Annotated in this window: 10 protein-coding genes; 6 read left to right on the plus strand and 4 right to left on the minus strand. The window is 44.9% G+C overall.

Going from position 1 to position 10,338, the window contains the following annotated elements:
- Positions 1 to 50: 50 nt before the first annotated feature.
- Positions 51 to 1,811, minus strand: coding sequence for a glycerophosphoryl diester phosphodiesterase membrane domain-containing protein (locus G541_RS0102155; protein WP_027826343.1), 1,761 nt, complete (start codon positions 1,809 to 1,811; stop codon positions 51 to 53).
- 121 nt (positions 1,812 to 1,932) lie between these two features.
- Positions 1,933 to 4,002 (minus strand): KUP/HAK/KT family potassium transporter, encoded by a 2,070-nt coding sequence (locus G541_RS0102160; RefSeq protein WP_009551272.1) that lies wholly within the window; start codon positions 4,000 to 4,002, stop codon positions 1,933 to 1,935.
- A gap of 209 nt (positions 4,003 to 4,211) precedes the next feature.
- Between G541_RS0102160 and G541_RS0102165 the strand changes: the two genes are divergently transcribed.
- The 3 genes from G541_RS0102165 to G541_RS0102175 all read left to right on the plus strand — a co-directional run bounded on the left by G541_RS0102165 (position 4,212) and on the right by G541_RS0102175 (position 6,974).
- The gene (locus G541_RS0102165) at positions 4,212 to 4,505 is read left to right on the plus strand and encodes a hypothetical protein (protein WP_027826344.1); all 294 of its coding nucleotides are present in this window, start codon (positions 4,212 to 4,214) and stop codon (positions 4,503 to 4,505) included.
- 224 nt (positions 4,506 to 4,729) lie between these two features.
- Entirely contained in the window at positions 4,730 to 5,713 is a 984-nt protein-coding gene (locus tag G541_RS0102170) for an LCP family glycopolymer transferase (RefSeq protein WP_027826345.1), read from the plus strand.
- 7 nt (positions 5,714 to 5,720) lie between these two features.
- Positions 5,721 to 6,974: a tyrosine-protein kinase domain-containing protein gene (locus G541_RS0102175; RefSeq protein ID WP_027826346.1), complete on the plus strand. Its 1,254-nt coding sequence runs from the start codon at positions 5,721 to 5,723 to the stop codon at positions 6,972 to 6,974.
- Between the two features lie 88 nt (positions 6,975 to 7,062).
- On the opposite strand, the gene G541_RS0102180 is transcribed toward G541_RS0102175, so the two are convergent.
- The gene (locus G541_RS0102180; RefSeq protein ID WP_035162713.1) at positions 7,063 to 7,539 is read right to left on the minus strand and encodes a nucleoside 2-deoxyribosyltransferase; all 477 of its coding nucleotides are present in this window, start codon (positions 7,537 to 7,539) and stop codon (positions 7,063 to 7,065) included.
- A 166-nt stretch (positions 7,540 to 7,705) separates the two neighbouring features.
- On the opposite strand from G541_RS0102180, the gene G541_RS0102185 reads away from it, so the two are divergent.
- The 3 genes from G541_RS0102185 (at position 7,706) to G541_RS0102195 (ending at position 9,960) form a co-directional block, all read left to right on the plus strand.
- A complete protein-coding gene (locus tag G541_RS0102185; RefSeq protein ID WP_027826348.1) occupies positions 7,706 to 8,446 on the plus strand; it encodes a deoxynucleoside kinase in 741 nt (246 codons plus the stop codon).
- Between the two features lie 30 nt (positions 8,447 to 8,476).
- A complete protein-coding gene (locus tag G541_RS0102190) occupies positions 8,477 to 9,385 on the plus strand; it encodes a CPBP family intramembrane glutamic endopeptidase (protein ID WP_027826349.1) in 909 nt (302 codons plus the stop codon).
- 98 nt (positions 9,386 to 9,483) lie between these two features.
- A complete protein-coding gene (locus G541_RS0102195) occupies positions 9,484 to 9,960 on the plus strand; it encodes a universal stress protein (protein ID WP_009551258.1) in 477 nt (158 codons plus the stop codon).
- 82 nt (positions 9,961 to 10,042) lie between these two features.
- Here the strand turns inward: G541_RS0102195 and G541_RS0102200 are convergent.
- Positions 10,043 to 10,338: IS30 family transposase (locus tag G541_RS0102200; RefSeq protein WP_027826350.1), on the minus strand; the 296-nt coding region annotated here is incomplete at its 5' end.

Genomic DNA, 10,338 nt, shown 5'->3' on the forward strand with positions numbered 1-10,338 from the left:
GTAGTTTCATCTAAAAACTGCTTTGTGTAGTAAATTAATTATTCAGATTTTTAACCTTCAAAATTATTCAAATAATTGAGGATCCGCATCGTATAGTTGGGGTCGTGGTAGTCCTTTAGTTCATCCCGTAATTCGGAAAGGTTATCCGTAATAACACCATTGACACCCAAGAAAAGCATCCGTTGCATACTGTCGGAACTGTTAACTGTCCAGACGTACACCGGCTGGTGGTGGAGTTCGGACAGGAGGATAAAGCTATCATCCAGGGTTGAGTATTCCATCGAATAGAAACTAGCGTTGGTATTAGGATAAGTCAGGTTATACGGTTGGATATATCCGATCTTGAGCGCAGGTGCATGGTGGCGAACCTGTTGGACTACCCCGTAGTCCAGGGAGTGAAGCTCATAGTGATCGCGCTGAAGGCGGTGAGCATACTTAGTCAAGAAGTTATGCACTAGCTGGGGTGAATCAGCAGGGGTAGTCTTGATTTCGACTAGGAGCTTTTGGTGGAGCTTCTCCGCTGCTGTTAGGTACTGGTCAAAGCTTGCCACGGGTGCTTCGTGTCCGTCTTCGCGGGCGGTCAGTCGGGTCAATTGTGCCAAAGTGAGGTCGTGGGGCCTTTTGTTAACCCCGGTTAACTTTTTGAGGTTTTCATCGTGCATCACAACAAACTGGTGGTCTTTGGTTTCGTGGATATCCATTTCTACGTAATCGGGATGTTCTTTGGCGGTCCGCTTGAGGGCCGGGATGGTATTTTGGACCCCGTTATGGTCATCAACCCCGCGGTGGGAGATCAATAGAGGACGGGCCCCACCACTATTTTTGAGGTAGAAATAATTGCTGGGGATCGCTAAAAGCCCAAGAATAATTAAGGCCCCAACAACTAAGCTGGTCATTTTTCCCCGCGGTGGCTGGGAGAAACTAAAATTATACCCCGGACTGCTAAAGGGGGCGGCTACCAAAGAAAGAGTTACCACAGAAAACCACATTTCCAAAAGGCTATGTCCCACTTCCATGATAGTCAGGCCTACGGTTGCCAAATAGAGGGGAAAAGGCTGTGGTAACCGATCCCATCCCACTTGGGCGATAATCACGATGACAATCACTGCTACCAGCATTAATCCCAGGAGCAAAGCAGCACCCAAGATTTGCTTAAGCAGTACCCACCACTGTCCCCGACTGGTCATTTGCCAGCTAGTTTTGATACTCTGGCTGGCAGAACGCCGATCCAAAATTAGCAGGGGGAGGACATAAACTAAGCGGAGACCGATGAACATTGCGCCGATAAACAAGACGCTATAAGCAGTTGCCATTAAGGGACCACTAAAGATAAAGTCTAAAATGAACCCAGGGACATGCACCTTAGCGAATAGTTGGGTCTTAAAGACAAAGCTAGCACCGGGGAGGAGTAATAAAATATAGCCCAGAAGAACGAGGAGGGCCGCTGGGCGGAGTCGCCGGACAGCCCACCATGAATCACCCAGGATACTTCCGAAGGAAAAACGGCGTTGCTGGATAGCCTGAATTCCCAAGAGTAAAAAGGCGAACTGCCAGTAGCCGACGATCAAGATCAGGAGCAATTCTCCAACTAAAGCCAAGGAAACCCATGGGTGCTGGGTGATCAGCATGGTAATATTGGTCAACGTGAAGACCGGGACCTGACCGAGGTGGAGGAGGTAGGTCGCTAACAAACGAAAGAAGGGAATAAAGATCACTTCAAGCCCGATACTGATCCCAGTAAAGAGCAGGACGTAGTTCCACCAGTGAGTGCGAAACTCAGCATTAAATTGTCGGATAGTTGTGTATGGCATGATTGTTCCCCCTAATGTTAAATAACTATGTCTATCATAGCTAATTTGCGCTTGAAAATAAAAAAGAAGACTCAAAAACAGGTTACTGCTGCTTTTGAGCCTTATGGGCGCTTACGCCAGGTTATTTCTTTTTATTGTGGCGGAATAGGTCAGGCTTTGGAACCGGACGCCGCTTCGTTTTGGCATTATAGATCTTACGCTGCACCATGTATTCATGGTGGTTTTTGTTAATGAAAAGCGGGGTTGATTCTTCGACCACATTGCTAAACTCCAGTCCGTACCATGCAACCGGAGAAGCAGTGATGTTTTGAAGGAAGATCCGCGCAGCGATCAAGCGCCGATCAGCTGGCTTGATATCTGAAGTAGTCAGGTCAGCTGGTTCCTCATTGACAATAACGAACCTGAAGCCCCCCACCTTCCGGTCTTTCATCGTGGAATACTTCGGCGTTTGCGGAGGCAAAATTCCCTGGTTGATCAGGTTGTTAACGACTTGCCGCAAGTAAACAGAAACACTCTGTGTCCGCCGAAAACCAAGGTAGAGCTGGACATTGACGATGTTTTTAGTTCCCAACATATCAACAGTGTAGTTACTTTCAAATGGTTTGTCAGTTTCGTTGACTGTCACAAACCAATAAACCTGGGCCCGTTTTGGTCCCTTGTCGAGAATGGAGTACATTGCAGACCGCTTGATCCGGTAGTTGTCTTTGACCTTAGTCATGTAAACTAAGTTGGTTGTATACAGAGGAATATCTTCGTCATTAGCCAATTCGGTTAATTGAGGGATGAAATCTTTGAGGGATACATATTCGCTTTCTGCTTCGTATGCGTCCCGACGCTTGTTCCCAAAGTACCAGATGTACATTACGGCTAAGATTGCCAACAGAATCAAGAAAGTGACATACCCACCGTGGACGAACTTCACAACACTAGCGATGAAGAAGATAGTTTCGATAGTGAGGAAGAACGCACTCATCAGGATGGCAAGAGCCCGGCTGATGTGGTGTTCGATATATTCAAATAACAAGACGGTTGTCATCAACATGGTAATAGTGATTGCCAACCCGTAGGCTGCTTCCATGTTTTCTGAACTTCTGAAGAACCAAACAACGCCAAGGGTGATGATACAAAGGATCCAGTTGATGTCACCAATATAGATCTGGTTGCGGACGTCACTAGGGTGTTTAACAATCATCCGCGGCAAGAACTTCAACCCGATGGCTTCGCTGACTAGGGTGTAAGACCCAGTGATCAATGCTTGGGAAGCAATGATCGCTGCCAAAGTGGCGATGATGATGGCGGGTAGTTGCCAGTGACTAGGTAGCATTGCATACAAAGGGTTGACTGCCCGGGTACCACTAAACTTCGGGTTGGAAATATTGTCCATCATCCATGCCCCCTGACCCAAGTAGTTGAGGGTCAATGCTGTCAGCACCAGCGGCCATGTTGCATAAACGTTTCGTTTACCCACGTGTCCCATGTCAGAGTAGAGCGCTTCAGCCCCAGTTGTTGCTAGGAAAACAGCCCCGAGGATAAAAATTCCGGCTTTGTTATGCGGACTAAACAAAAGGGCAATGGCATGGTGAGGCAAAAGGGCAGCAATCACTTCGGGGTGTCGGTGGATATTAGCCACCCCAGCAATAGCCAAGAAGCCAAACCACAGGATCATGATCGGACCGAAGCCCTTGCCGATGAACCCTGTCCCAAAGCGTTGCACCATAAAGAGAGCCAGCAAAATTCCGGTAGTGATCAGGAGGACCAACATCTGCGAGTTAGGAAAACTAAAGAAACTAAAGTCTTTACCTTTCAACCCTTCGACGGCCGAAGTGACCGTCACTGCTGGAGTCAAAGTTCCATCAGCGAGGAGGGCTGCGCCCCCGATCAGAGCTGGTAAAACAAGCCACTTGCCGTAGTTTCGAACTAGGGCATAAAGGGCGAAGATCCCGCCTTCACCGTTGTTATCGGCGCGCATTGCGATCAAGACATACTTAACAGTAGTGATGAGCATTAATGTCCAAAAAATAAGTGAAATTGCACCAACGATGTATTCAGGAGTGACGTTGCGCATCCCGCCAGCATCATTGATGATCGCGTTCATAACGTAGAGAGGGGAGGTCCCGATATCGCCGTAGACGATTCCGAGTGTTACCAGCATCCCTGCTAACGATATTTTATTGAGTGATTTAGCATCCATGATAAATGCCTCCATATTTTCTCCAAATCTTACCAGTGATTATAACATGTTAATGCACTTTGCGCCGAAAAAACCAAGTAGAAGCGCAATTTATCGGGAGTGAGTAGTCAAAAGATGGTTAACTTTTACTAAAATTGCACGAAAAAGATGAAAAATCTCGTCCCCAACCGTTATTATAGACTGAGGAAAAAGAAGAAAGAGGTGGACTGATGGTTCCAACGCGTTCACAAAGGATGGGAGAAATAATGCGTGAATATCCGTTGACATTAGCGTTTGCAGGGCTAGCTGTTTTGTATATGTTGATCGTTGCGAATAGTTTCGTTGCAGCGCTGTACTTTATCATGTGGAGTGCTGGGCCGGCATTTATTGGGGAAACTATTGTCCGGTATCTAGTTGACCGCAATGCGGTTGCACAATATAAGCTAGCTGAACTCCTGGTTGCAGTAGTGCAATTAGCGTTGACCTGTGGTGGGTTGTGGTTTTTCTATACCTTTTTAAACTAAGGGATATATAACTACAACTAGCACTTGGAACAGGAGCTAATGAACAAGTGAATACTAACTGAACTGCTAGGCATTCTCACCGTTGTTGAGATTGCCTCTTTTTATAGGATGAAATATTGACAAAACTGTCTCTTTCCCGCTAATATTAAGGTTTGTACAAGTGTATTTTAAAGTTGGTTAATGCTGGTGGCTGAGGAGAAAAACCACCCATACGGAGGAAAATTATGGATACGGAACAACAAGAATATCGGCGTCCGCGACACCCCCAAAAGAAACACCACTGGGGACGGTGGTTCTGGGGTGTGATCGGGGTCTTAGTGCTCATTGCTTTGTTCTTTGCTGGCAAAGCCTGGATGAACGTCCGCAATGCCACTTCGAAGATGTATACCCCAAGTGGGGCTACTTCTAGCGCTGAGCTGTCGAGTAAATTAGGGGACGGAAAACCCGTTAGTTTCTTACTGTTAGGGACTGATACGGGGGCTTTGGGTCGCTCATATAAGGGGCGGACCGACACCATGATGGTGATGACAGTCAACCCGCAAAAGAAAAAGACAACGATTGTCAGCATTCCGCGTGACATGCGGGTAAACCTTGCCGGTGACTCAGAGAATTCCCCGGCTAAGATCAATGCTGCTTATACTTATGGTGGAGTTAAGGAAGCAATCAACACTGTCAAAGATTATTTCCATGTGCCAATCAACGGTTATCTATTGGTTAACATGGGAGGCTTGGAAAAGGCAATTGACCAAGTAGGTGGGGTCACAGTTACTTCACCGTTGACCTTTAGTTATGACGGATATAGTTTCACTGAAGGACAAGCAACTGAGATGAATGGTGCCAAAGCTTTGGCTTTCAGCCGGATGCGGCATGAAGACCCCCAAGGGGACTATGGGCGGCAACAACGGCAACGTTTAGTCATCATGGCCCTGCTTAAGGAGTCAGCATCATATAAGTCAATCTTGAACAATGATTTCTTAGATTCTGTATCAAGCATGGCACAAACTGATTTGACTATGAGCAACATGACCCAACTGGCAGCACATTACCGGGGGGCCGTTGGTAACGTTAAATCAGATCATGCTCAAGGGAAGTCAGCTAACATTAATGGCATTTCCTATGAAGTTGTTTCATTAGCTGAACGGCAACGGGTAAGTAATGAATTACGCCAATCCTTGGGCCTATCAAAAGTAACATTGAGTGAGGAGTAAGGAACAAATGGATGCACCAGAAGTACAAATTGACTACACATGGTTGTGGCGCTTATTGAAGCGTTACTGGATAATGATTGTGGGAGTCACTGTTGTCTGTGGCGGTTTAGGAGCATACAAAGCGCACGCAAGTAAGGAACAAGTGCAATATGTTGCTGGCGTGCAAGTTTTGATTAATCAAAAAAATCAGCCTACTAAAGTCGAAGCAGTAAACCCTGCTCACGTGATGGGAACGTTCCGTGACTTAGCAAGTAATGAAGGTTTATTACATAAGGCCCAAAAGGCTTTACGGCGGGATGGAATGCACGATGTTGTAACTCATGATTTACGGCGTGCTATCATGGTAGACTTCAAAGAAGAATCCCAAGTATTGGTTATCAGTGCTCAAACTGATAATCCTAAGAGATCAGAATTATTTGCCCGTTATGTAGCCAAGGCCTTCCAGAAGGAATACAAGAATACGGTTAACGGATATCAAATTGAAAAGATCGATGCGACCCCACAAGTTAAAAAAATGGGTGGAGGCCATAAAGGTGGTTTGAAATGGCTTGTCTTAGGCTTAGCTGGTGGTTTCATTGTTAGTTTTGCTTTAGCCTTTGTATTGGATCTGACTGATAAGAAGATCCGGAGTTCCCGAGCAGTTGCCAAACTTGGTTTAACTGACTTGGGTCGCATGGGGCAAGCAGGAGCTGAACCTGAAAACACACGGATTATTCAAGCTAATGTTGATTTGGTCAACACTGGTAAATCCTTGGTGGTGACTGCACCAGCGGGAAACATTGGTCAAGCTGATTTGGCCCTCAACCTAGCTGAATTGTGGGCTAAAAAAGGCAAGCAAGTCCTATTAGTTGATGGGGACTTGCGTCATCCGCAACTAGCTCAACGCTTAGGGGTGACAGCAGACAGTGGTTTGAACGAAATGACTACTGCTGACGACCTGGTGCCAGTTGCCACGACTACTGCAAACCTGCAATTATTACCAGCAGGTAAAGCATTAGCCGCTGATCAGGAAAGCAAGTTTGATCGGGATACTATGCAAAAAGTATTAGAAAAGCTAACCGGTCAATTTGATCATGTTGTGGTAGTAACTCCAGCATTAACAACTGATGCCAGTGCACGGGAATGGGTAGCCTGTGTCACAGGAACAGTGATGGTAGTTCAAAACAATGTTACTACCGTAGACGACATTAGAGAAGCAATGGCAGCCTTAGCTTTAGGTAAAGCTACTGTTTTGGGTTACGTCATGAATAGTGAAAAATAACATTAGCTATTGATAGCCGTGAGGGCATAAAAAAGAGCTGTGAGAATTTTTCTCGCAGCTCTTTTGCTATCTTTACCCAGCACTAAGCTTAAATTATTGGCCGGCTAGCCCGCTGTGGTAGCATAACGTTGAAGTCATATTCTGCCAGCTTTTGCAAACCGTGGTCCTGACTGAGATCAAAGTAAGTGGTCAGGCTTTGGGCAATCATTAAGTTGATCTCTTTTTTAGGATCAAACTGAATGACCGCTACCGGGGTATGAGTTCCGTAGGCCAAGCCAACTTCAAAGGCAGTACCTGAATCCATCTCATTGTCGGCTTCTTCTAGCTTGTAGTCCGCAATAGCGACGACGATGTCAGCCTGATAGATGTGGTTAACATCGAGGCGGAAGGTAGCATCCTGCCAGCCAAGTGAACCAAATTCTTCCTGCGAATAAGGATGTTTTTCTGGAAGAAAGATCTCACCGATCGTAGGATTTTGCTGGAGAGCAGTGACAACTTGGTTGATACGGGTGTGTTGCCCATCACTGAAAAAGGGAGCAGCTAAGTAAACAGATTTTTGTTGCATAGTATTCAATCCTTATTAATAATTTTACAAGATGTAGTGGGATGTTAAATCCTATCTACAAGATAAAGAATCTTTGCTTTATTTTCAATGGGATTCCTAGTATTATTAGGTATGTTATTGTAAAAAACGACTAGCTAAAATCAAACGAAAGGATGCTTCTATCATTTTGATTACGTTATCAGGGATTATTGGTTCTGGGAAGTCAAGCTTGACCAAGATCTTGGCTGAAGAACTCGGAACCACAGCATATTATGAACCAGTTAAAGACAACCCCGTTTTACCTATTTTTTATAAGGGGAATGAGATTGCTGCCAAGAAACGGGCGGCCGGTGATGCCGAAGCCACCAACCCATACGCATATTTATTGCAAACTTTCTTTTTGAATCGCCGCTTTGCGATGATCAAGAAAGCTATGGAAAATGACAATAATGTCTTAGACCGGTCGATCTATGAAGACGAGATTTTTATGAAAATGAATACCGAACTGGGCAATGCTACCCAGGTGGAATATGACATCTACAAGAGCCTGCTCAATAATATGATGGAAGAACTACCCCTGGCTGCCCACAAGAAATCACCTGACTTGATGATTACGATCAAAGTTTCTTATGAAACCATGCTTAACCGGATCAAAAAGCGGGGCCGAAAATATGAACAGGTGGAATTAGATCCTTCCTTGAGCGACTACTATCACCGTTTGCTGAAACACTATGACATCTGGATGCAAGAATATAGTTACTCACCTTTACTGATCATTGATGGGGACAAGTATGACTTCATGGCTAACAAGCATGACCGGGTGGCAGTCTTAGAAACAATTGAAAATAAATTGGTGGAACTGGGTAATTTGACTGAGGCTGACTTTGCCCGCTACCAACAAAAGCACCAAGAGTTTTTGCAATCTTAAGAAAATACCTAAGAAAAGAGGGCGGTATTGATGGAAATGTTAGATGTACAGTATAAGAAAGAAGCACGCCATGCTTTAGCATTAATGCTCGGATATATTATTGTTTTCCAGGCAGTAGCTTCCTTTTCATGGCGCCTTTTTTCTTCGATTTCTACTGCGATGAGTTCAGGGATCCCATACTACCTCGGGGTAGCAGCTGGCTTGTTAGTAATTTTCATTGGTACCAGCAAAATTGACCAGCGAGCGATCTGGCAGCAAATTCGAACTATTCCGCGTAAGCCGACTGCCAGAACGATTGTGACTCTTTTAGCCCTGATAATGCTGGCAAATATGTTTTTTGGGATTTGGAGTAACTTGGTTGAGCATATTTTCCAGGTATTTGGTTTGACAACCAGAGCGCAACTAGAAACTGCTTCTGCCAACGGTAAAGATTCACTGTCGATGATTATTTATGTCACTGTGGTTGCACCAATTTTCGAGGAGTTTATTTTTCGGGGTTACTTGCTCCACTATTTCAGCAAGTACAGCCAAAAGTTAGCTGTGTTTGTTACGGCATTCTTTTTTGGAATCTACCATATGAATATTGCCCAGACACCATTTGCTTTTTGCCTAGGTTTGTTGTTAGCTTATACGGCGCTGACTTACGGTTTGCGGTGGTCGATCTTTGTTCACTTTTGTAACAACGCGTTTGGACAAGTAGTTTCGATCCTTGCTGTTCACTGGGGTGGCGCTATTAATGCAGTCAGCTCAATGTTTATGCTGGTGATGGCAGTGGGTAGCCTGGTCTTTTTAATTCGCCATGCTAGCCAAATCAAAAGCTGGCTTCAAGCCAACGTTATTCCACCCCACTATCTGACCTGGAGCTTACTTAACTGGCCTGCAGGAGTGGCCTATGTTTTATGTGTCATTTCAATCGTCATGGGGCTAGACAGGATCTAGCATTTGCAGCGGATCGTCCTTGCAGTTTCACTAGAAAACACATATCATAATATTAGAAGGGTTTAATATTAGAGTTATCTAGTCGAGAGGTGAGGATAATGGCTTACATGATGAATTACAAACGTATTTTGGTTGCTGTTGACGGATCCCAAGGGTCACGCTATGCATTGGAAGATGCGGTGAACCTAGTGAAGGGAACCACAACTCGATTAGATGTGTTGCGGGTTTTGGATCTCAATACTCTAGAATATGGGGGCGCTGGTGTAGCCTTGGATGGCGAACGGATCTATGAGATTGAACAAGAAGCCGAACAAGAGATGCTACGCTTGCGGAAGGAAATTGTTGAGGAAAAAGGCTTGGATGATAGCCAAGTTTACGTTCATTTGCGCTTTGGCAATCCAAAGCGCATTATAGCGCGTGAGTTCCCTCAAGAATACAAGAGTAACCTGATCGTCCTAGGTTATACCGGACGTAACTTTATCGAGCGGGTTATGATGGGGTCTGTCGCTGCTTATGTGACACGCGAAGCACTGTGTGATGTTTTGACCTGCAAAGGAAATAACGAAACTAAATAGTTAGATTGAATGGTGGTTGCCTAAAAAAGGTGAACCACCTTTTTAATTGTAAGGTAGATTGCAATAAATAACTTGAACAAATTTAATGACGCAGATTAAGCAAAAAGATCTCAATTGGAGTTCGCCAGTTCAAACATTTGAGTGGCCGTGAATTCAGATACCAGTTAATCTGAATCAATTCATCATCACTAATCTCTTCAATTGGCTGACCCTTAGGAATAAATCGCCGTAACACTCGATTACGATTCTCATTACTACCACGTTCATGCGGAGAATAAGCATGGGCAAAGTACAACGGCACGCCGGTATTTTTCTCAATTGATTGGTAGTTGGCGAACTCTTTCCCGTGATCAACCGTCAGTGTCTTGAGATTAGTTC

It is taken from the genome of Ligilactobacillus saerimneri DSM 16049, assembly GCF_000423265.1.
GTDB lineage: Bacteria > Bacillota > Bacilli > Lactobacillales > Lactobacillaceae > Ligilactobacillus > Ligilactobacillus saerimneri.

Excerpts from the sequence above, each read along its gene's own strand:
- G541_RS0102155 (WP_027826343.1), bottom strand. The coding sequence starts at position 1,811 with ATGCCATACACAACTATCCGACAATTTAATGCTGAGTTTCGCACTCAC.
- G541_RS0102160 (WP_009551272.1), bottom strand. The coding sequence starts at position 4,002 with ATGGATGCTAAATCACTCAATAAAATATCGTTAGCAGGGATGCTGGTA.
- G541_RS0102165 (WP_027826344.1), top strand. The coding sequence starts at position 4,212 with ATGGTTCCAACGCGTTCACAAAGGATGGGAGAAATAATGCGTGAATAT.
- G541_RS0102170 (WP_027826345.1), top strand. The coding sequence starts at position 4,730 with ATGGATACGGAACAACAAGAATATCGGCGTCCGCGACACCCCCAAAAG.
- G541_RS0102175 (WP_027826346.1), top strand. The coding sequence starts at position 5,721 with ATGGATGCACCAGAAGTACAAATTGACTACACATGGTTGTGGCGCTTA.
- G541_RS0102180 (WP_035162713.1), bottom strand. The coding sequence starts at position 7,539 with ATGCAACAAAAATCTGTTTACTTAGCTGCTCCCTTTTTCAGTGATGGG.
- G541_RS0102190 (WP_027826349.1), top strand. The coding sequence starts at position 8,477 with ATGGAAATGTTAGATGTACAGTATAAGAAAGAAGCACGCCATGCTTTA.
- G541_RS0102195 (WP_009551258.1), top strand. The coding sequence starts at position 9,484 with ATGGCTTACATGATGAATTACAAACGTATTTTGGTTGCTGTTGACGGA.